The sequence below is a fragment of the Gordonia sp. 852002-50816_SCH5313054-c genome, assembly GCF_001665925.1.
GTDB classification, from domain to species: domain Bacteria; phylum Actinomycetota; class Actinomycetes; order Mycobacteriales; family Mycobacteriaceae; genus Gordonia; species Gordonia jacobaea.
The window spans coordinates 169,686-189,930 of record NZ_LZTE01000029.1 but is presented as its reverse complement, the minus strand read 5'-3'; the positions used below and the strand labels follow the sequence as shown (position 1 = coordinate 189,930).

At 65.8% G+C, this 20,245-nt stretch carries 21 protein-coding genes; 17 read left to right on the top strand and 4 right to left on the bottom strand.

What is annotated here, in order from left to right; all coding sequences use genetic code 11:
• Nucleotides 1-13 precede the first annotated feature (13 nt).
• Nucleotides 14-472: a flavodoxin domain-containing protein gene (locus A5788_RS05255; protein ID WP_064866709.1), complete on the bottom strand. Its 459-nt coding sequence runs from the start codon at nucleotides 470-472 to the stop codon at nucleotides 14-16.
• 263 nt (nucleotides 473-735) lie between these two features.
• Here A5788_RS05255 and A5788_RS05250 point away from each other — a divergent pair, with 263 nt between their 5' ends.
• The 5 genes from A5788_RS05250 (at nucleotide 736) to A5788_RS24030 (ending at nucleotide 5,163) form a co-directional block, all read left to right on the top strand.
• Complete coding sequence (locus tag A5788_RS05250; RefSeq protein WP_064866707.1) at nucleotides 736-2,271, top strand: CoA-acylating methylmalonate-semialdehyde dehydrogenase; 1,536 nt, start codon at nucleotides 736-738, stop codon at nucleotides 2,269-2,271.
• 5 nt (nucleotides 2,272-2,276) lie between these two features.
• Nucleotides 2,277-3,455, top strand: coding sequence for an acyl-CoA dehydrogenase family protein (locus A5788_RS05245; protein ID WP_064866705.1), 1,179 nt, complete (start codon nucleotides 2,277-2,279; stop codon nucleotides 3,453-3,455).
• Between the two features lie 46 nt (nucleotides 3,456-3,501).
• A complete protein-coding gene (gene mmsB, locus A5788_RS05240; protein WP_064866703.1) occupies nucleotides 3,502-4,371 on the top strand; it encodes a 3-hydroxyisobutyrate dehydrogenase in 870 nt (289 codons plus the stop codon).
• Nucleotides 4,372-4,473: 102 nt separating this feature from the next.
• A complete protein-coding gene (locus A5788_RS05235; RefSeq protein ID WP_064866701.1) occupies nucleotides 4,474-4,734 on the top strand; it encodes a hypothetical protein in 261 nt (86 codons plus the stop codon).
• A 222-nt stretch (nucleotides 4,735-4,956) separates the two neighbouring features.
• Complete coding sequence (locus A5788_RS24030; RefSeq protein ID WP_064866427.1) at nucleotides 4,957-5,163, top strand: hypothetical protein; 207 nt, start codon at nucleotides 4,957-4,959, stop codon at nucleotides 5,161-5,163.
• Nucleotides 5,164-5,197: 34 nt separating this feature from the next.
• Here the strand turns inward: A5788_RS24030 and A5788_RS05225 are convergent, their stop codons facing one another.
• Nucleotides 5,198-5,701: a MarR family transcriptional regulator gene (locus tag A5788_RS05225; protein WP_049698724.1), complete on the bottom strand. Its 504-nt coding sequence runs from the start codon at nucleotides 5,699-5,701 to the stop codon at nucleotides 5,198-5,200.
• 89 nt (nucleotides 5,702-5,790) lie between these two features.
• Nucleotides 5,791-6,438 carry a TetR/AcrR family transcriptional regulator gene (locus A5788_RS05220; RefSeq protein WP_064866429.1) on the bottom strand — a complete coding sequence of 216 codons (648 nt, stop codon included), beginning with the start codon at nucleotides 6,436-6,438 and terminating at the stop codon, nucleotides 5,791-5,793.
• A 261-nt stretch (nucleotides 6,439-6,699) separates the two neighbouring features.
• Here A5788_RS05220 and A5788_RS05215 point away from each other — a divergent pair, with 261 nt between their 5' ends.
• The 12 genes from A5788_RS05215 (at nucleotide 6,700) to A5788_RS05160 (ending at nucleotide 19,244) form a co-directional block, all read left to right on the top strand.
• The gene (locus tag A5788_RS05215) at nucleotides 6,700-8,265 is read left to right on the top strand and encodes an amino acid permease (protein ID WP_064866486.1); all 1,566 of its coding nucleotides are present in this window, start codon (nucleotides 6,700-6,702) and stop codon (nucleotides 8,263-8,265) included.
• A gap of 134 nt (nucleotides 8,266-8,399) precedes the next feature.
• Nucleotides 8,400-9,251: an urea amidolyase associated protein UAAP1 gene (locus A5788_RS05210; RefSeq protein ID WP_064866488.1), complete on the top strand. Its 852-nt coding sequence runs from the start codon at nucleotides 8,400-8,402 to the stop codon at nucleotides 9,249-9,251.
• Nucleotides 9,252-9,540: 289 nt separating this feature from the next.
• Nucleotides 9,541-10,209, top strand: a complete 669-nt coding sequence (locus tag A5788_RS05205; RefSeq protein ID WP_064866431.1) for an urea amidolyase associated protein UAAP2 — start codon at nucleotides 9,541-9,543, stop codon at nucleotides 10,207-10,209.
• Nucleotides 10,210-10,235: 26 nt separating this feature from the next.
• A complete protein-coding gene (locus A5788_RS05200) occupies nucleotides 10,236-12,290 on the top strand; it encodes a 5-oxoprolinase/urea amidolyase family protein (protein ID WP_064866433.1) in 2,055 nt (684 codons plus the stop codon).
• Nucleotides 12,287-13,966, top strand: coding sequence for an allophanate hydrolase (atzF, locus tag A5788_RS05195; RefSeq protein WP_064866435.1), 1,680 nt, complete (start codon nucleotides 12,287-12,289; stop codon nucleotides 13,964-13,966). The genes A5788_RS05200 and atzF overlap by 4 nt, the downstream gene beginning before the upstream one ends.
• Nucleotides 13,967-14,068: 102 nt before the next feature.
• Nucleotides 14,069-15,676, top strand: a complete 1,608-nt coding sequence (locus tag A5788_RS05190) for a hypothetical protein (RefSeq protein WP_064907285.1) — start codon at nucleotides 14,069-14,071, stop codon at nucleotides 15,674-15,676.
• Between the two features lie 66 nt (nucleotides 15,677-15,742).
• Nucleotides 15,743-15,970: a hypothetical protein gene (locus A5788_RS05185; protein WP_064866439.1), complete on the top strand. Its 228-nt coding sequence runs from the start codon at nucleotides 15,743-15,745 to the stop codon at nucleotides 15,968-15,970.
• Nucleotides 15,971-16,123: 153 nt separating this feature from the next.
• Entirely contained in the window at nucleotides 16,124-16,318 is a 195-nt protein-coding gene (locus A5788_RS05180) for a hypothetical protein (protein ID WP_064866441.1), read from the top strand.
• Between the two features lie 70 nt (nucleotides 16,319-16,388).
• Nucleotides 16,389-17,285 (top strand): DUF3558 family protein, encoded by an 897-nt coding sequence (locus tag A5788_RS05175; RefSeq protein ID WP_049699019.1) that lies wholly within the window; start codon nucleotides 16,389-16,391, stop codon nucleotides 17,283-17,285.
• Entirely contained in the window at nucleotides 17,282-17,836 is a 555-nt protein-coding gene (locus A5788_RS05170) for a DUF3558 domain-containing protein (RefSeq protein ID WP_064866443.1), read from the top strand. The genes A5788_RS05175 and A5788_RS05170 overlap by 4 nt, the downstream gene beginning before the upstream one ends.
• A gap of 52 nt (nucleotides 17,837-17,888) precedes the next feature.
• Nucleotides 17,889-18,833 carry an SMP-30/gluconolactonase/LRE family protein gene (locus A5788_RS05165; RefSeq protein ID WP_156525448.1) on the top strand — a complete coding sequence of 315 codons (945 nt, stop codon included), beginning with the start codon at nucleotides 17,889-17,891 and terminating at the stop codon, nucleotides 18,831-18,833.
• A 54-nt stretch (nucleotides 18,834-18,887) separates the two neighbouring features.
• A complete protein-coding gene (locus A5788_RS05160; protein WP_064866445.1) occupies nucleotides 18,888-19,244 on the top strand; it encodes a VOC family protein in 357 nt (118 codons plus the stop codon).
• Here A5788_RS05160 and A5788_RS05155 read toward each other — a convergent pair.
• Nucleotides 19,230-20,150: an acyl-[acyl-carrier-protein] thioesterase gene (locus tag A5788_RS05155; RefSeq protein ID WP_231894104.1), complete on the bottom strand. Its 921-nt coding sequence runs from the start codon at nucleotides 20,148-20,150 to the stop codon at nucleotides 19,230-19,232. The two genes, A5788_RS05160 and A5788_RS05155, sit on opposite strands and share 15 nt — an antisense overlap.
• Between the last annotated feature and the right edge of the window lie 95 nt (nucleotides 20,151-20,245).

Here is a 20,245-nt window from a genome sequence, read left to right as displayed (position 1 = left end):
GGCCCGGGGACGTTCAGGCGTCGACGGACTCGATCACGTTCGCGATGCTCTGCGCCCATTCGGTTGCGGCCTTCGCAGGCTTGATCGACGACGAGTTGTCGTGGCGGTGATGTTCTCCGACCTGGGTCGCTCCGTGGCGGGTGAGGAGCTCGGCCATGAGCTCACCGCCGCGGTTGAAGGTCTCGCCGTAGATGGTGTCGCCGAGTCCGAACACGCCGAACCGCACGCCGGACAGGTCCGGGGTGGTTTCGGTGATCTCTTCGGCGAAGGGCTCGGCACCCGTCGGCAGTTCGCCCTCGCCGTAGGTCGAGCAGACGACGACGAGGAAGTCGTCGGGGTCGAGATCCTCGACGGCGAACTCGCTCATGTCGTAGATCGACGGATCGTGCTCGGCAGCCAGGACATCGGCGATGGCGTCGGCCACGAGCTCTCCGTTGCCGGTCTCGGTGCCGTAGAGGATGACGACGGACACGATCTACTCCCTTGATTCTTCGCGTGATGGATGTGGGCGCGGTCGACGGGCGATCGCAACCAAACGAAGGCTACCCTAACTGGCCACTTGGGCGCACCGGAGCCTTCTTCGACTCCTTCGTCGGAAGGCGTTTACGAAATTACTTGGATGTCCTAGTATGTGTGGGTACAGGGTCTGATGGCTCACATCTCCCGGCCCCATAAGCGTCACGACACTCGACGTCCACAATCCGAACCTCCACAACCCAGAACAGGTGATCACCGGTGACCGCTGATGTATCCGTACCGTCCATTCCGCACTACCTCAACGGTGCGCGCGTCGAGGTGACAGATGGACGTCACGCCGACGTCTTCAACCCCAGCACCGGCGCGGTCCAGGCCTCCGTTCCCCTCGCGAGCACCGACGACGTCGCCGCCGCTGTCGCAACCGCCGTCGAGGCGCAGAAGGAGTGGGCCGCGTGGAACCCGCAGCGTCGCGCCCGCGTGTTGATGCGCTTCGTCGACCTGGTCAATCAGAACGCCGACGAGATCGCGACGACGCTCTCGCTCGAACACGGCAAGACGCACGCCGACGCCCTCGGTGACATCCAGCGCGGCGTCGAGGTCATCGAATTCGCCATCGGCATACCGCATTTGATCAAGGGTGAGTTCACCGAGGGTGCCGGCTCGGGCATCGACGTGCACTCGATCCGCCAGCCCCTCGGCGTGGTCGCGGGCATCACCCCGTTCAACTTCCCGGCCATGATCCCGTTGTGGAAGGCCGGGCCGGCACTCGCATGCGGCAACGCCTTCATCCTCAAGCCGAGTGAGCGTGACCCGTCGGTTCCGGTGCGTCTCGCCGAATTGTTCACGCAGGCAGGTCTTCCCGACGGCGTGTTCCAGGTGGTGCACGGCGACAAGGAGGCCGTCGACGCGCTGCTGAACCACCCGGAGGTGAAGGCGCTCGGCTTCGTCGGTAGCTCCGACATCGCGCAGTACATCTACTCGACCGCCGCCGCGAACGGCAAGCGCTCGCAGTGTTTCGGTGGCGCCAAGAACCACATGATCATCATGCCCGACGCCAATCTCGACCAGGCAGCCGACGCACTGATCGGGGCAGGCTACGGCAGTGCGGGCGAGCGATGCATGGCGATCAGTGTTGCCGTTCCGGTAGGGGAGCAGACCGCAGAACGGTTGCGCGCCAAGCTGATCGACAAGGTCAACGCACTGCGCGTCGGCCACAGTCTCGATCCCAAGGCCGACTACGGCCCACTGGTCACGGCGGCGGCACTCGAGCGCGTCAAGGGCTACATCGGCAAGGGCGTCGAGGAGGGCGCAGAGCTCGTCATCGACGGCCGCGACCGCAGCAGCGATGAACAGACGTATGGCGACGACGATCTGTCGAACGGCTTCTTCATCGGCCCGACGCTCTTCGATCACGTCACCAAGGACATGTCGATCTACACCGACGAGATCTTCGGTCCGGTGCTCTCGATCGTGCGCGCCGGCGACTACGAGGAGGCACTCGCTCTCGCGTCGGATCACCAGTACGGCAACGGTGTTGCGATCTTCACCCAGGATGGCGACGCCGCCCGCGACTTCACCGCGCGTGTCGACGTCGGCATGGTCGGCGTCAACGTGCCGATCCCGGTTCCGGTGGCCTACTACACCTTTGGCGGTTGGAAGCGTTCCGGATTCGGCGACCTCAACCAGCACGGACCTAGCTCGATCCAGTTCTACACCAAGACCAAGACCGTCACGTCGCGCTGGCCGTCGGGCGTCAAGGACGGGGCAGAGTTCGTCATCCCGACGATGGACTGAGGGCGATGACCACCACCGCTCCGGCCGGAACCGCGGTCGGTCTCGACGACGACGAGCGCGTCATCGTCGAGACCGCCGCGGCGTTCGCGGCCAAAAGGCTTGCGCCACATGCCCTCGAGTGGGACTCGACCAATCACTTCCCGGTCGAGGAGTTGCGTGAGGCGGCTCAACTCGGGATGGGCGCCATCTACTGCTCCGAGGATGTCGGCGGAAGCGGACTGCGTCGACTCGACGGAGTGCGGATCTTCGAGCAGCTCGCCTACGCCGACCCGGCGGTCGCCGCATTCCTCTCGATCCACAACATGTGCACGTGGATGGTCGACAGCTACGGCACCGATGAGCAACGCGCGCACTGGATTCCACGCCTGGCGAGCATGGAGACCATCGCGAGCTACTGTCTGACAGAGCCGGGTGCCGGTTCCGACGCTGCGGCGCTGTCGACCCGCGCGGAGAAGGTCGGCGACCACTATGTGCTGTCCGGCGTCAAGCAGTTCATCTCCGGAGCCGGGTCGTCGGATCTGTATGTCGTCATGGCGCGCACGGGTGGCGACGGACCGAAGGGCATCTCGACGTTCCTCGTCGAAAAGGCTTCCGACGGGCTGAGTTTCGGCGCGCAGGAACACAAGATGGGGTGGCACGCGCAACCTACCGCGCAGGTCATCCTCGACGAGGTGCGTGTCCCCGCCACCAACCTGCTCGGTGAGCAGGAGGGCATCGGCTTCGGGATCGCGATGAACGGGCTCAATGGGGGAAGACTCAACATCGCGGCGTCGTCTCTCGGTGGTGCCCAGGCTGCTTTCGACAAAGCGGCGTCGTACGTCGCGTCGCGAAAGGCGTTCGGGAACAACCTGATCGACGAGCCGACGATCCGCTTCACCCTTGCCGACATGGCCACCTCGCTGCAGACCTCGCGCCTGATGCTGTGGCACGCGGCGTCGTCTCTCGACGCGAATGCGCCCGACAAGGTGGAGCAGTGCGCAATGGCGAAGCGATATGTCACCGACGCCTGTTACACCGTCGCCGACCAGGCGCTGCAGCTCCACGGCGGCTACGGCTACCTCACCGAGTACGGCATCGAGAAAATCGTCCGCGATCTGCGCGTGCACCGCATACTCGAGGGGACCAACGAGATCATGCGCGTCGTCGTGGGTCGGTCGGTGGCCGCACGGTTCCGCGAGTCCTGACCAACTCCACCTGACCACACACACTTCAACACAGGGAGAATCGACAATGACGACGATCGCCTTTCTCGGACTCGGCAACATGGGCGGCCCCATGGCCGCCAACCTCGTCAAGGCCGGACACACCGTGCACGGGTACGACCCCGTTCCCGAAGCGGTCAAAACCGCCGAAGCCGCAGGCGTGCAGACTTTTCCGACGGCGGTCGAAGCGGTCGCCATCGCCGAGGTCGTGATCACGATGCTCCCGAGCGGAGCCATCGTCAAGAAGCTCTACGACGAGATCCTCCCCGCCACCGCCACGGGCGCGCTACTCATCGACAGCTCGACGATCTCCGTCGCCGATGCACGCGAAATCAATTCGCGCGCAGCAGATCACGGGTTCGCACAGGTCGACGCCCCGGTCTCGGGCGGCGTGAAGGGCGCGGTCGCCGGCACGCTGGCGTTCATGGTCGGCGGCACCGAGGAAGCGTTCGTCGCCGCACGGCCGACGCTGGAACCGATGGCGGGCAAGATCATTCACTGCGGCGACTCCGGAGCGGGTCAGGCGGCGAAGGTGTGCAACAACATGCTGCTCGCCGTCCAGCAGATCGCGGTCGGCGAGGCGTTCGTGCTGGCCGAGAAGCTCGGCTTGTCCGACGACGCGCTCTACGACGTGGTCACCGGCGCGACCGGAAACTGCTGGGCCATCGAGACGAACTGCCCGGTCCCGGGCCCGCAGCCGACGTCGCCCGCGAACAACGACTTCAGGCCGGGCTTCGCCACCGCGCTGATGAACAAGGACCTCGGCCTCGCGCTCGACGCCATCGCCGACACCGGTTCGCGCGCGCCACTCGGCGAGCACGCCGCCGCCCTCTACCGCGCCTTCGCCGAACAGCACTCCGACCTGGACTTCTCGGCGATCATCACGACCCTGCGCTGAGCGCACTACCCGCTGGTCGAGCTTGTCGAGACCACCCGCTGGTCGAGCCCGACCCCGCTGGTCGAGCCTGTCGAGACCACCAGCCGCCCGAGCTCCTACTCGATGGTCGAGCTCGACCCGCTGGTCGAGCTGAACCCGCCGGTCGAGCCCACCCGCTGGTCGAGCTTGTCGAGACCACCCGCCGCCCGGGCTGAACCCCCGCTGGTCGAGCTCGACCCGCTGCTTGAGCTTGTCGAGACCACGCCGTCGGCGGCGCAACCCGCTACGGCCGCGGATCAGTATGACGCGCAGCCCGAAATGTGTGTCGTATCGGAAGATGTGGGTGCTGCAGCACACAGATCCTTCGGTTCGACACACATCTAGCCCGGCCGGGCTGCTGGCGTGCATACGGGTCGCAAGGTCTAGCTGGAGCCGGGGTGCGTACACAATCGTGACGTGAGCGGGGCGCCGAGGAGATTATTGTCTTGGCGTCGCGCTGACGACCGAGTTGTGTACGCGCTGTGCGGGTGTGGTGTTTGGTGGGCGTTGGGCAAGGTGGCGCGGGCCCCGACCAGCGGAGCACCCGGGTCGAGAGCACTGGGCCCGGTGGGTGATCTCGACAGGCTCGATCAGCGGGTGGGCTCGATCGGCGGGGTGGGGCTCGATCGGCGGCCGAACGGCTTCGCGGCGGAGGGCGACTACCTGATCGACGTCGCGTTTCCCGCCGCGATGCTCGCCGTCGAGATCGACGCTTCGCATACCACCGGGATGCCACGGCTTTTCAGCATGACCGCACTCGACGCAACACCCTGATCGGGACGCGATCCAGGTGCGGGGCGATCCAGGCTCAGAAGTCGCCTGCGTTGTGGCGCAGCTCGTGGATCGCGTCGACGAGGCCGCTGATCTGGTCCGAGGTCATTCCCACATCGGCGAACACCTCGCGGTTGAGCGTCGCGGTGGCGTCTTCGACCGTCGAGCGGCCCAGGTCGGTGATCTCGACGAGCGTGGTGCGGCCGTCGGTGGGGTGGGGGAGGCGTCGAACGAGTTGCGCCTCCTCGAGGCGTCGAATCGCATGGGTGACGCTGGTGACGTGCACCTGTAGGCGGTCGCTGGCCTTGGTGATCGGCAGTGCACCGTTGCGCGAAAAGGCAAGCAGCCGAAGTAATTCGTAGCGCGAGAAGGTCAGATCGTAAGGGCGGAGCGACGATTCGACGCGGGCCAGCAGGATCTGGTGGGCCCGCATCACGGACGTCACCGCGACCATCCCGTCTGCGACGTCGCCCCAGCCGGCCGACGTCCAATTGGCCTTCGCCTCGGCGATCGGGTCGAACTCCATGCTGTGCCCTGCCATGGCTGTCAGCCTATCTGCCGTCGACGCCGCCGGATGCCGCCCGGGGCTCCGCGCGTCTGCACTGCCGATCGAGCCGACGCTCCCGAGCGTCAGTCGCGGCTGCGGTGCGTGAGCAGCATCTCGATCGCGCCCACAATCGTGTCGACGAGGTCGGCGGCGGTGCGGCCGTCGAGTTCGTCGCGTTGCTCGTCGGAGCGGAGCATGATCATCGATTCGACGAGGCGGAAGGGGAGCAGGCTGCGGGTGTCTGTGGGGTCGTCGAGTACAGCCGCGGCGAGGGTTTCGTAGGCGGCGGCGAGTTCGCTTCGCGCTGTGCGGAATTGGGCGTAACGGTCGTCGCCCACCTCCGGGAGCAGGTACAGCGAGCCGAGGTTCCAGCGTTCGTCGACGAGCTGTGTGGCGTCGAATCGTGCGAGGTCGAGGAGTCGGTCGAGGGGTGCGCGGTCGTCGTCGAGCAGTTCTCTTGCGCGCTCGAGAGATCCGACGACGGTGGCGTCGAGCAGTGCGGCGAGAATGTCGTCCTTGTTCTTGAAGTAGTGGTACATCGACGCCTGGCGGATGCCGACGGCCTCGGCGATCATGCGTGTCGACGTCCCGGTGTAACCGTGGCGGCAGAAGAGTTCGGCTGCGGCGTCGAGGATTTCCTCACGCGCGGTGGCGCCCCGCCTGCGCTGTTCGACGAGGCGCGGTCGGCCGGGGCCTGGCGCCACTCGGCCTTGCCGGGACGCAGTACTCATCTGGAAGCTCTTTCATTCGTGCCGAGGCGTGGGTTGCGGCGATAGCGTCATCGAGTCTAGTCCGACCGATTCGCGGGAATTTCGCGATCTGAGCCCGCCGCAACGCGTGGGGTCGAAGCGACCTGGACCTCGTAACACGCTCGTAGCGTGAGTTTCCATCCCCGCAACATATCTGTCACCCGATAGAAAAAGCTCGGGCGTTATCTATCAACTGGCAGATAAACCCGCTCAATGTGGAGCCTCACCTCGAAGGAACTGACGATGACCTCCACCGCACAACCCGACTCCAAGGCTCCCGCCGGCACCTCGCCTACGAGCGACGTCGACGACGCCGACTCACTCGCCCAACTCGGCTACAAGCAGGAGTTGCACCGCGGCATCGGAGGATATGCCGCATTCGCCTCCGGCTTCTCGTTCGTCTCGATCCTCACCACCGTGTTCGCGCTGTTCGCGCTCGGCTTCGGTCTGGGCGGTCCCGCGTTCTTCTGGACCTGGCCGATCGTCTTCGTGTGCCAATTCTGCGTGTGCCTCGTCTTCGCGGAGCTCTCCGGGAAGTTCCCCGTCGCCGGAGCCGTCTACCAATGGTCTCGACGACTCGCCGGTGACGGAGTCGGCTGGTTCGCCGGTTGGTTCATGCTCGTCGGTTACATCGTCAGTGTCGCGGCACTGGCCATCGCGATGCAGAGCGTGCTTCCCGAGATCTGGTCGGGCTTCCAATTCGTCGGCGACGACACAAGTCTCACGTCCGTCTCGGGTGCTACGAATGCGATCATCCTGGGCACCATCACGATCATCGGCTGCACGATCATCAGCGGCGTCGGCGTGAGCTTCATGGGCAAGATCACCGTCACGGGCGTGACCATCGAGATCATCGGCGTCGTGGCGCTCGTCGTCGCGATGTTCATCAAGGCGGAACGCTCACCCGCGGCGGCGATCGCGAACACCGGAGAACACGGACAGGGACTCGGCTACTTCCCGGCCTTCCTCGCTTCGATGCTCATGGCCTGCTACGTGATGTACGGATTCGACAGCGCTGCAGAGCTTTCCGAAGAGACCAAAGATCCTCGACGCACCGCGCCGAAGGCGATCATCAACGCGCTGCTCGTCTCGTTCGTCGGCGGAGGTCTGATGATCATCGGTGCGCTCATGGCCGCTCCGTCACTCGGTGCGCCGGAACTCTCCGCTCAGGGAATCGCCTGGGTCATCACCTCGCAACTCAACACCGTCCTCGGTAAGGCGCTGCTGATCATCGTCGCGATCTCGATCTTCTCCGCGACTCTCGCCATTCAGGCGTCGGCATCCCGAGTGATGTTCTCGATGGCACGCGACAATCGCCTCCCCTTCGGTTCAGCACTGGCAAAGGTCAACCCGCGCACCGGAACTCCCGTCATCACCGGCATCGTCGTCTCGGCGTTGGCGATTCTGATCTTGCTCGTCAACCTCGGGCAGGCGGGCGTCTTCGCTGCGATCACCAGCGTGTCGGTGGTCATCGTGTACCTCGCCTACCTGATGGTCACGGTGCCCGCACTCATCCATCGCCTGCGCGGAACCGAATTGAGCCACGGCCGACCGGTTTTCGGCCTCGGCAAGCGGGGCATCCCGGTCAACATCATCGCCGTCGTCATGGGTGGCCTGCTGATGGTGAACATCGCCTGGCCTCGCGCGGAGGTCTACGACCCCGACGGCGGCAACTGGGTACTGCAGTACTTCGCGATCCTCTTCGTCGCGGCGACGCTGATCGTCGGATTCCTCGCGTACCTCAAGGTCAAGGGACAGCCGGGAGCGCCGGAACCCGAAGACGCACTAGTCGGACGCAAGCGCTCGTAGCGATTGCCGCAATATCGATCAACTGATCGGTTTGTCAACCGAGCGACGACGCCCTGCCGGACCGTATCGAGTCCGTGCAGCCGACCACCGGGACGACCCGGAACCTCGCCAGCTCATTCTCGAAGGACGTCGACATGACCACCTCGACCACCACCTCTACATCCTCCACCGCCGGTGCTCGCGCGCATGCTCGTGCACAGGCGGGAGCCATCACCGACTCCATGCCCGTGGTGCCCGCCACCGACTGGCCGACGACGATCACCGACGTCGACTCGTCGACGCTCACCTGGGCCGAGACGGTTCCAGGCGGCAGGTACACCACCAAGGTACTCGCCCGCGGGACCCGAATCCGATTGCGCGACATCACCGGTGACGCGTGTGCACACCTGCTCCTGTGGCGCGTCGACGCCCCGTGGGAGCGCCTGAACGTCGCCGACACCGTCAAGGTGCCCTGGCAGGCCTACCTCACCACCGGTCACCCGCTGCTGAGCGATCAGGGCAGGGTGCTCGCCACCATCGTCGATGACACCAGCGCGAACCACGACGCGCTCACGGGCACAACCACACTCGCCGACAACGCCGCCAAATACGGCCACGGAGAGGCATATTCGACGACTCCCGCGGGGCGTGAGCTTCTCAAGCTGGCTGCGGCCAAGAACGGATTGACGCCCACCGATGTGGCGCCATCGCTCTCGCTCTTCGAGGGAGTGAAGGTCGACGACGAGGGATCGTTCGAGTTCCAGGGGAGCGCGGGCGCAGACAAGAGCGTCGACCTGCTTCTGCACCTACCGTGCATCGTGGCGATCGCCAATACCGCGCACCCGCTGGACCCCAGCGCGGAGTTCCGTTCGGGGCCTCTCGAAGTGCTCGCCTGGCGTGCCACCGACGACCTCGACGCGCTGCTTGCCGGCGTGGCCGACCGCGACCCCGAATACCAGCGAGCCGTCGCCAACAGCGAAGACGTGTACGGCGCGACGCGCTTCTGACGCGAAGTGGTTTCGACTCGGGTGCTCGCTGCGCTCGCGCCCGCTCAACCAGCGGGAGGCTCGCGCCCGGCTCAACCGGCGGAACACCAGTGGTTTCGACTCGGGTGCTCGCTGCGCTCGCGCCCGGCTCAACCAGCGGGAGGCTGGCGCCCGGCTCAACCAGCGGAACCGTTGAGCAGCGCCGAGAGCGAGCCGGTTCCCGCTGGTTGAGCAGCCGCGAGGAACGAGCGGCGTGTCGAAACCACCACCCCACCCCCGAACTCAACACATCCGAACGCAAGGACCAATCATGACCACCACGATCAATCCCACCACCGCCCCGGCGGCCGACCTCGCGCTCGTGCCCGGCGACGTCATCTACGACGGCATCGTCGCGGAGCGCGCTCCCTGGTCGGAAGTCGTTGCCGCGGGCGACGTTGCGACCATCGTCGACCTCCACGGCAACCAGGCCGTCGACACGCTGTTCTACGGCGGTCACGACCACTCGATCCGCTACTCGGCGCAGACAACCATTGCCGCGCAGGGGAATATCTTCCTGACCACCGGCACGGTCATCCGCGACCAGGAGTCGCAGCCGATGATGACGATCGTCGCCGACGAGGTCGGCAATCACGACACCCTCGGCGGTGCGTGCTCGCAGGAGTCCAACACGCTGCGCTACGGCCACCACACCAAGCATCAGCACGCGTGTGTCGAGAACTTCCTCATCGGCGGCTCACGTCACGGCCTCGGCAAGCGAGATCTCGTCGGGAACGTCAACTTCTTCATGAACGTGCCCGTCGACCCCGACGGTGCACTCGGAATCGTCGACGGCCTGTCCGCACCGGGCAAGCGCCTCGCACTGCGCGCCGAGGTCGACACCCTCGTGCTCGTGTCCAACTGCCCCCAGATCAACAACCCCTGCAACGGATTCGAGCCGACTGCCGTCCGCGTGATCGTCACGCGGCCGCGGGGCTGACCGAGTACCGACCGCCAGGAGACGAGATGAACAGCCAGACAACACAGTTCGACGGCGTCGACGTGCTACGCGCCGGACCCATGACCACCATCCAGGATTGGCCCGGCCGCGTCGGTTACTGGAAGGTCGGGGTCCCGCCGTCGGGTCCGATGGACGACCTGTCCTTCCGGCTCGCCAACATGGCCGTCGGAAATCCGGTCGACGCCGCGGGGCTCGAAGTGACGATGCTCGGACCGCGCCTGCGCTTCTCGACGTCGGCAACGGTTGCCGTGACCGGCGCTCCGGTCGCGTTGACCCTCGACGGAGTCGTTGTGCCCCAATGGGTCCCGCTCACAGTGCCGGCGGGCGGTGTGCTCGACGTCGGAGCCGTCGGCTCGCTCGGACTTCGCGTGTACATCGCGATCTCCGGGGGTGTCGAGGCCGAGGAGTACCTCGGCAGCCGGTCCACCTTCACGATGGGCAAGTTCGGCGGACTCGACGGTCGCGTCCTCGCCGACGGTGACATTCTGGCGCGCGCGGGTCTCCCGACCGGGAACCCGACGCGGATTCTCACCGAGGAGCAGCCCGCGTTCACGAATGCATGGCAGCTCGGGGTGACAGTCGGACCGCACTCGGCCCCGGAGTTCTTCACGCCAACCGACATCGCCGAGATCATGGGCACCGACTATCAGGTGCACTTCAACTCCGACCGCACCGGCATCCGCCTGGTCGGTCCCAAACCGCAGTGGGCGCGGACCGACGGCGGCGAGGCAGGGCTGCATCCGTCGAACATTCACGACAACGCGTATTCGGTTGGAGCGCTGGACTTCACCGGCGACACCCCGATCCTGCTCGGTCCGGACGGACCGAGCCTCGGCGGGTTCGTCTGCCCGGTGACGGTGACGGCGTCGGAGCGCTGGAAACTCGGGCAGCTCAAGCCCGGTGACACGGTGCGGTTCGTCGCGGTCAAGGCGGCGGAGGCGGCGTCGCCGGCAGAACTGGGTCTGGCACGCAGAGCGTGCTTCGTCGACGTGCTCTCTCGCGGAGGCGATTCCGACAGCGGAATCCTGGGAACCACGACGACGGCCGACGGCACCACGTCGGTGACCTACCGCCGCAGCGGAGACGACAACATCCTCGTCGAATACGGCGACATGCGACTCGATCTCGCTCTTCGTGCCCGTGTGCATGCGCTCGCCGAGCGTATCGAAGCGGAGAACCCCGCGGGCCTCGTCGACCTGACGCCTGGGATCAGATCGCTTCAGGTGAAAGCAGATCCGACGAAGTGGTCGCAGCTCGCCATGCGGGACTGGCTCATCGAGTGTGAGAGCCAGTTGCCGGCAGCGTCGGAACTCGTAGTACCTAGCCGCACAGTGCATCTGCCGCTGTCGTGGGACGACCCGGCCACGCGCGAGGCGATCGAGCGCTACATGCTCGGTGTACGCTCCGACGCACCCTGGTGTCCGTGGAACATCGAGTTCATCCGACGGATGAACGGACTCGACTCGGTCGACGACGTGCATCGGATCGTGTTCGACGCCGACTATCTCGTCCTCGGTCTCGGAGACGTGTATCTCGGTGCGCCCGTGGCAGTTCCGCTCGACCCCCGGCACCGGCTGGTCACGACGAAGTACAACCCGGCACGCACCTGGACCCCCGAGAACGCTGTCGGCATCGGGGGTGCCTACCTGTGTATTTACGGGATGGAGGGGCCTGGCGGCTACCAGTTCGTCGGCCGCACCACGCAGGTCTGGAACCATCGCTATCCGCAGCAGGCTCCAGGGTTCGATCCTGAACATCCCTGGCTGCTCCGCTTCTTCGACCGCATCAAGTGGTACCCGGTCGGCGCCGACGAACTGCTGGACATGCGGGCCGACGTCGCGGCGGGCCGCGGCGACAGCGTGAAAATCACCGAAGGCACCTTCTCATTGGCAGAACACGAGCGCTTCCTCGCCGACAACGCCGACGCCATTGCCGCATCCCGCACGACGATGGAGTACGCGCGCGCCGAAGAGCGTGAACGATGGTCCTTGGCCGGAGAGTTCACGACGACCGAGCAGAATGAGACCGACAGCTCCGATCCGAAGGGGAAGGTCGCATGACCAAGATCGACGACATCTACACCGCGATCCGCGACGCCGACCGGCCCGAGGTGTTCATCACCCTTCGCCCGCAGGCCGACGTCGCACGCGACTACCAGCAATCCGTGGCGAGCGATGGACCGCTGGCCGGAGTGACCCTCGCCGTGAAAGACAACGTCGACGTCGCGGGATTGCCCACGACCGCAGCGTGTCCCGGGTATGCCTACGTGCCCGATGCAGATGCGCCCACGGTTGCCGCGCTGCGCAAGGCCGGCGCGGTCGTCATCGGAAAGACCAACCTCGACCAGTTCGCCACCGGTCTCGTCGGAACCCGTAGTCCCTATGGCGCCGTGCGTGATTCACGGCGCACCGATCGAATCTCCGGCGGGTCGAGTTCCGGTTCTGCGGTTGCCGTCGCACTCGGTTTCGCCGACATCGCGATCGGTACCGACACCGCAGGGTCGGGCCGTGTTCCGGCAGGTCTGCAGGGGATAGTCGGCGTGAAGCCGACCGTTGGCGCGATCTCCACCGACGGGATCGTGCCCGCGTGTGCCGACTACGACGTCCCGACGATCTTTGCCGCCGACCTCGAGCTTGCGAACCTGGCCACCGCAGTGATGGCCGAGGCAACCGGCGAGCGGCCATTCGACACCGAGAGTCGGCTTGCAGCGCCCGAGGCTCCGATCATTGCGGTGCCCGCCGACCTCCCCGAGCTCGACGACCGCTGGCGCGACGCCTTCCGTGAGGCTGTGGCCGCGGCCGAGGCTGCGGGCTTCATGATCAAGACGGTCGACCTGACGCCCTTCCTCGCCGCAGCACGACTGCTCTACGACGACGCCCTCGTGTCGCAACGTTACGACGCCGTCGGTGAGTTCATCGACAGCGCAGCGGACTCCGACGATGTCGGACTCGATCCCGTTGTGGCACAGATCGTGTCGAAGGCATCCGGCTACACCGCCGTCGATCTGCTCCGTGCGCGACGTCGACTCGCCGAGCTCAGGGCGTTGGCGATGGAGCAATGGGGTGACGCGACGGCACTGATGGTGCCGACCGCGCCGTTCCACCCACGGATCGACGAGGTCGCCGCCGACCCGATCAGCGTCAACAGCCGGATGGGCACGTACACGAACTTTTGCAATCTGTTCGACCTCTGCGGATTGGCGGTCCCGGCAGGCGTCGTCGACGAGGCCGACGGAACCCGATCCCAGTTCGGTATCACGCTCCTCGCGGGTGCACACGAGGACGCGGTCCTCATCGATCTTGCTCGGCGACTGCGGGTTTCGGCAGCCGATTCCCGGCACGGCGCGTCGGCACCCACGTGGCCCGAGCGGGTCGCGCCATCGGTCGAGCTCGCCGTGTTCGGCGCACACATGGCTGGTGGCCCGCTGACGCACGAGCTCAGCGACCGCGGCGCGCGCTGGGGTAGGGAAGTACGCACAGCGCCGTCGTATCGTCTTGTGGCACTGGATACGACGCCGCCCAAGCCGGGTTTGATCCGCGACCTCGATGCGGGTCGTGTCATCGAAGGGGAGAGCTGGGTCCTGTCGCCCGCGGCGCTGGGCGAGTTCCTCGCCGCGCTGCCGCAACCGATGATGCTCGGCAAGGTCGAGCTCGCCGATGGCGACTGGGTGGTCGGATTCGGATGCGACGCGCAGGCCGGCGAGTCGGGGCGTCCGCTCGACCGCACGCGGTGGTGAGGCACTTTTCTTGAAACCGTCCGTTCTCGCCGAATCGTGGTGATTGAATCCTCCTAGCTCGGGGACGGTACTCGAGCCGATGTCTCGGAGGGGGCAAGCCACATGGCTCAATCGGCGGTGAACGGTGCGCGGCGCGGTGGAGTTCGTCGAGCGGAGAAGCAGGATCGACGCCGCAAGCGCAAAGCCGGTCAGCGAGCCGCCGCCGGCGCCGTGGCGGTGGCCGCCGCAACCACGCTGAGCTTCGGGCAGACGGTCGGGGCAGGGCACGCGGATGCCGGGGTCGCCGACGACATCGTCAATTCGATCGTCGATGGGGCCGGAACGGTCGCGGGCGTGTGGAACATCGACGTCTGCGCCACCGGCGAGACGAAAGGAAACGCCAACTGCGACGCCGCGACAAAGCTCGGGGTCGCGGTGGTCCTGCCGGACGAGATCTCCGTCATCCCGAGCGGCAACAACACGGCGCATGGATCGGCCGTCGTCAAGGGGTCGGGTTACGAGTTCGCTTTGGCGGGTCGCGAGGGCAAGGCGACGGCGATCGCTTACCTGCCGGTGAGTCTCGCGACCGCGGGGGCGACAGATGGACGTACTGCCTGGTCGTTCGCCGTGCTCGGAATGGCGAACGCATGGACGACGGATGCCACAGATGTCACGGCCTGGCACGACGGACCGCGCTTGACCAGCGTGCCGGGCGTGAAGTCGGTCGGCTGCTACGGAGGATTGACCGCAGGTTATGCCGAAGGTGTCGGCGCATGCAGCAATGTCCTGGGGACATTCGATTTTCGCTACTCCGAGCTCGACGAGACCAAGCACAACCTGACGATTCCCGAGGTTCAGTTCGCACTCACCGACCCGACCGCGGTGCTCTCGGATCCGGCGGGCGTTTTCGCGGACGTGATCAGCGACCTGCTGCAGGGTAGAACTCCTACTCTCAGCAAGGATTTCACTCGACTCACGGTCGGAGGCGACCGGACGGATGCGTATGGTCTACCTGTATTGCTCACCCTCACAAGCGATTACGGCACGCAGGCGCCCATCGTGGTGCACTGGCTCGGCTCGTCGGTGACGTTCAATCCGACGGTGACGGTCAACGGCAAGGTCAAGCCGAATCATCTGGGACTTCCCGTGATCACCCTCGGCGACGTCGACACGGCGCAGTTGTTGCCAACAGTCGACATCCCCGAGATCGCGTTCCCGTTCGGGGTGCCGTCGGTGGGCCCGTTCGGCGGGTCGAGCAGCGCCGCTAGCACGTCGAAGATCACCGCCCTCCGTGCGAGCAGCACGAGCGAGGCCACTGCTTCCACAGAGACCGTCACCGAGACCCCTGCGGCTTCGAGCGGACCGATCGCCGCCAACGAAAGCAGCACGGCAACAGAGCAATTCGACGCTCCTTCGGTACCGGAATCGACAGCTGATGCCGCGCAGAGGGATTCGTCGAGTCTCGGCGCTTCAGGATACGTGGGCAAGCATCGCTCGCTCGACGACTACGTGGGCAAACACCGTTCGACCGACGGCACAGGCGACCGGGCCGACGCGTCGTCGAACAGCTCCCCGAGTGCCGAAGCCACGACCGACTCTTCTGACACCAAGGCTCTCGACACCCAAGCCCCCGACACCCAAGCCCCCGACACCCAAGCCCCCGACGCGAATGCCTCCGAAGCCGCATCGGGGTCAGCGCAGTCGACCGTTAGCGCTGCGGGCGGACAGTAGCCTTCCACGCGATCTGACTGTTTGTTACAACGGAAGAGGCCGATCACTCGACACGAGGAGACGACGATGAGCGGACCGATCTCAGGCGAAGACCTGCCCGAAGGCGTCGTCGACCCCGAAGCGCCACTCGACGACGAGCCCGGCGAATCGCTTGCCGACGATGCGCCGCTCGACGAGTTCGTGGACCCCCTTGCGGGAGTCGAACCGCCACAAGCCGACGACATTCCGAGCGCCGATTACGTCGAACAACACCTCGACGTCGACGAGGTGGAACCACCCCGGCGCGACGACTGACCGCAAAACCCCATTTGACCCTGAAACGTCGGCAGGCTCGAGAACCCCGTTGGCTACAGTGGAGCCACCGAAGCAGGTTCGGCCCCGATGTGTCGCCGACCGCTCGCTCACCGGAGTCAAGCGGTCGACGGTGGCGCACGCTAGGAGGAAGTCATGGCGATCGATCCCGCAAAGAGCAAGGCAGTCTCGCAAGTGGTGCGCGAGCATCCCGGAATGAGCCTTGTGGCAATCTCACCCGGCATCGTGGTCTTTCTCCTGGTAGGAATCTTCGCCAATTGGTTCCTGGCGATCGTGCTCGGCGTCGCAATGGTCGCAGGCGGGTACTACGTGCTGACGCGACAGAAGTGAGCAGGGCATAACCGGTGCGAGTACGACTGCGGACGGCTGACGCTCACTCGTGGGCAACGAGGCCCCGACGGTGAGCGCACGCGTCGACGCCTACATCTGGGCCATCCGGCTCACAAAAACACGTTCGGCTGCAGGTGACGCATGCCGCGGTGGTCATGTCCGGGTCAACGGGGCGACCGCGAAGCCCGCGCAACACGTCAGCATCGGCGACGAAGTGCGGCTCCGGCTGGGTGGTCGTGAGCGCATCGTCGAGGTGACCCAGGTGATCACCAAACGAGTGTCGCCCGCAGCGGCGTCGGCCTGCTACATCGACAAGAGCCCACCCCCGCCTGCCAAGGAGATCCTGGCGAGTCAGCCACGACGCGATCGCGGTGCCGGCCGGCCGACGAAACGCGAGCGACGCGAGATCGACAAGCTGATGCGCGGTGGCTTCCTCGTGTCCTTGGCGGTAGTGATCGCGCTGATCGGCAGTGCCTGCTCGTCGGACTCCGACGATTCGGGAGGCAACAGCAACGGCAACGCTGCGGCGCCGCCGGCGAAGGCGGGGTCGGGTCCGTTCTTCGGTGAATGCGGAGGCGTCACCACAGAGGAGGTCAACAACCTCACAAAACTCGGCACGCTGACCAACACGGTGAACAATTCGTCGGTGTGTGAGTGGTCGTCGAGCGCTGATCGCACCGGACCGGTGGCATCGTTCAACTGGTATCGCGGCTCACCGATCGGACGTGAGCGCGCCACCGAGCAACTCTCCCGCGAGTCGACCAAAGACATAGAAATCAACGGACACAAGGGATTCATCGCATCCGACACAGGCATCTGCGAGATCGGAATCGCCTTCGGTGCCGACTTCTTCGAGTGGTCGGTGAGCGCCGGTACCTCATCACTGAGCGCGCAGGCCCCCGACACCCAACAGATCTGCGACGCCACGCGTGAGCTCTCCGCGATGTCGATCGAGCGTGCGTCATGAGGCGCGTGAGACGCGTCGTCGTGCCGTTGCTTGTCGCTCTGGCCGTGCTTGTCGGCGCGCTTTCGGGCTGCACCGTCGACGGCCAGGCAGTCTCGTCCGAACAGGCCAACGCCGATCAGCCCGGCAACGTCGACACCGACCGATTCGACAAGTTGACCCTCGAATGCCAGGTGCTCTCGACAGCTCAGATCGCCAAAGCGGTCGGCGGAACGACGGCTCGGGGCACCTTCAACGGCGCGATCTGCCGATGGATCGTCGACGGGCCGGTCGCCGCGAACGTCACCTTCAACTGGTTCGAATGGGGCGACTTCAACGTCGAGAAAGACACCGCCAAGCGGCTCGGCTACACAACCGAGAACGTCCGCATCGTGAGTCAGGCTGCGTTCACGCAACGCGACCCCAGGCGCCCAGGGGTGTGCGGCGTGACCAGTCGCGCGCCCACACGTGGCGTCTACACGTTCTGGGTCGAACCGATCGGCGGAGCAGCAGCTGCCGACCCGTGCGCCGCCCCGACGAAGCTGATGGAACTACTCCTCAACGGTGGTCAATAGTCGCTGCCGATATCCACCGACCGGCGCCGCCGCGCTCGCCGAGGCATGATCTATGCCCATGGGAGACTCCGGGTTTCGATTTTTGCGTGCGCTACTCGTACCGGCGCTGGCGGCACTTGCGATCGTGGGCGTCGGATCGGTCGCCGACGCGGCCCCGGGCACCCGGTGTGCCGGCGCGACGGTCACCACCAGGACTGCCTCGCCGTCTCCGACGGGTTGGGCAGAGAACCTCACGTTCGATCCCTCGGGCAACCTGTGGGTCTCACGTCTCTACGGGAATTCGGTGGAACGCTACGACCGCTCCGGACGGCGCACCGCAACCGTCCCGGTGTGGGCGCCCGGCGCGTTGCGCGTCGGTCCAGGCGGTGATCTGTACGTGAACTCGGGCGACCAGTTGTCGTTCGGCACGGAGCGCAAGGGCGTCGTCGTAAAGCTTGATCCGCTTGCAGCTCAACCTAATCCGACGGTATATGCACGCGGGTTCGCGATGCCCAACGGGCTGGCGTTCGACGCGGACGGGTTCGGATACGTCGTCGACAGTTCGCTCGGAGTTGTCCGAGTCGCGCCCGGTGGCGCCATCGACCGACGATGGACGGATACGGCCCGCGCGGCGTTCGCCACGTCGCGGGCCGTCAACGGGTTCAGCCCCAATGGTGCGGTGGTCATCGGCAACCACCTCTACCTGACCTTCACGGCAAGCCGAACGGGACGGGTCGTCGCGGTACCGCTCGACGATCCCGGCTCGATGCGTGTCGTCGCCGACCTCACGGCTCCACTGCCCGGCTTGCTCGACGACCTCACCGCGCTGGACCCGCACACCATCGCTGTCACGTCGACGCTCGGCTCGCTCATCCTCGTCGACGTGCGCACGGGCGCACACTGCAGCATTGCACTCGGCCGACCGGCGACGGCCGTCGCCGTGCAACCCGCGGATTCGCGTGCCCTGGTGGTCGCGTCGGAGACCGGTGACCTGCTCGACGTACGGCTCGCCAAATGAACAAGAAGCAAACATATGTTCGACTAGTACGCCGATCGTGATTAAGGTGAGTCCATGACTCTCTCGGTTGCCATGATCACTGTCGACACGCTCGAGCCAATTTCGCTCGCCACCTGGTGGGCCACCAATCTCGGCGGCACGATCGTCGCGGAGAATGACGGATTCTTCGTCGTCGTCGCGCTCCGTGACGGCGGACCCGCCATCGGCTTCCAGAAAGTCGACGACCCGACGCCGGGGAAGAACCGCATCCACCTCGACCTCGCGTCGCCCGACTATCCGGCCATCGTCGACACTCTCGTCATGAACGGGGCCACCAAGCTCGGCGACCGGGAGATCCCTGGTGGTGGCTTCGGATGGACCACGCTGACAGATCCCGCCGGCAACGAGTTCTGCGTGTCAGGCGGTCACTGACCGATCCGACGCGGCCCGATCGCCGGCCTCCCGATCGACAGCCTCTTGATCAACGGTCTCCTGATCGCCGGCCGCCTGGTCGGCGGAGCGCTTCGTCACCGACACGGTGGCTGCGACCTGGTCCTCGCCGTCGTCGTCGGGAATGAGCATCCACAGGAGAAGCCGTTCAGGTTCCCGGACGCGCCGCAACGTGATCGGCGTGCCGGGGACGATCGGACGCAGGTACTCGATCACCAGCCGGTGCGGTCCGTCGATCAGATCGAGATGATCGACGAGTTCGTCCTCGACCGCCTCGAGGTACGCGGCGTTGTTGAGGTGCTTGAACGGGTCGAAGTCGGTGCTGCGCAACACATGTTCGCGGTCGTCGGCCGACGCACCCTCGGCGTCGGGAGCCTTCTCCGGATTCAGCGACTTCCAGCGCAGGCGGTGCTCGTCGGTCATCGACGAGAGCAGCTCGAACGCGTCGTCGGAGATTCGCGACGGCATGCCCTGGTCGTTGACGTTGATCCAGAACGCCTCTGTCTCGATCAATCCGGACTCGCGTGGTTCGGGGTTGAACCGATTGGTCTCGTGCTCGGCTGTCAGCCGGACGCGCATGTTGGTCCACCGGGTCGAGAGCGACCCGCACCACCGCTGCGCGGTGACGGTCGCAGGCCACGAGATGGGCTTGATGACGTCGACGACGGTCCGCCGCACAATCCAGAACGGATCCGAATCGCCGAGTTCGGTTGCCTCGATGTTGTCGTTGGCGACGTCCTGCAGATACCTGGCGACGGCGTCGAGTCGTACGCGCATGTCTTGGTCGACGTCGCCGGTCCGCACGCGGTACGTCGCCTCGAAGAAGCGCGCGCCGTCCTTGCGGTCGGGGAGTGCTGCGCCGGTGGCCTGGCTGTTGTCGCGGGTCAATAGATGTCCTCTGTCGGCTGTGTCGGCTGGCTCACACGCCACGGTTACGATCGGGTAGCTCACGGTGTGGTCGTTAAGATACAGTCACCACAAAA

Bases quoted from the DNA above. Each gene is read 5' to 3' on its own strand.
- A5788_RS05245 (WP_064866705.1), top strand. From the start codon at position 2,277: ATGACCACCACCGCTCCGGCCGGAACCGCGGTCGGTCTCGACGACGAC.
- mmsB (WP_064866703.1), top strand. From the start codon at position 3,502: ATGACGACGATCGCCTTTCTCGGACTCGGCAACATGGGCGGCCCCATG.
- A5788_RS05235 (WP_064866701.1), top strand. From the start codon at position 4,474: ATGGTCGAGCTCGACCCGCTGGTCGAGCTGAACCCGCCGGTCGAGCCC.
- A5788_RS05225 (WP_049698724.1), bottom strand. From the start codon at position 5,701: ATGGCAGGGCACAGCATGGAGTTCGACCCGATCGCCGAGGCGAAGGCC.
- A5788_RS05220 (WP_064866429.1), bottom strand. From the start codon at position 6,438: ATGAGTACTGCGTCCCGGCAAGGCCGAGTGGCGCCAGGCCCCGGCCGA.
- A5788_RS05215 (WP_064866486.1), top strand. From the start codon at position 6,700: ATGACCTCCACCGCACAACCCGACTCCAAGGCTCCCGCCGGCACCTCG.
- A5788_RS05210 (WP_064866488.1), top strand. From the start codon at position 8,400: ATGACCACCTCGACCACCACCTCTACATCCTCCACCGCCGGTGCTCGC.
- A5788_RS05205 (WP_064866431.1), top strand. From the start codon at position 9,541: ATGACCACCACGATCAATCCCACCACCGCCCCGGCGGCCGACCTCGCG.
- A5788_RS05200 (WP_064866433.1), top strand. From the start codon at position 10,236: ATGAACAGCCAGACAACACAGTTCGACGGCGTCGACGTGCTACGCGCC.
- atzF (WP_064866435.1), top strand. From the start codon at position 12,287: ATGACCAAGATCGACGACATCTACACCGCGATCCGCGACGCCGACCGG.
- A5788_RS05190 (WP_064907285.1), top strand. From the start codon at position 14,069: ATGGCTCAATCGGCGGTGAACGGTGCGCGGCGCGGTGGAGTTCGTCGA.
- A5788_RS05185 (WP_064866439.1), top strand. From the start codon at position 15,743: ATGAGCGGACCGATCTCAGGCGAAGACCTGCCCGAAGGCGTCGTCGAC.
- A5788_RS05180 (WP_064866441.1), top strand. From the start codon at position 16,124: ATGGCGATCGATCCCGCAAAGAGCAAGGCAGTCTCGCAAGTGGTGCGC.
- A5788_RS05170 (WP_064866443.1), top strand. From the start codon at position 17,282: ATGAGGCGCGTGAGACGCGTCGTCGTGCCGTTGCTTGTCGCTCTGGCC.
- A5788_RS05165 (WP_156525448.1), top strand. From the start codon at position 17,889: ATGCCCATGGGAGACTCCGGGTTTCGATTTTTGCGTGCGCTACTCGTA.
- A5788_RS05160 (WP_064866445.1), top strand. From the start codon at position 18,888: ATGACTCTCTCGGTTGCCATGATCACTGTCGACACGCTCGAGCCAATT.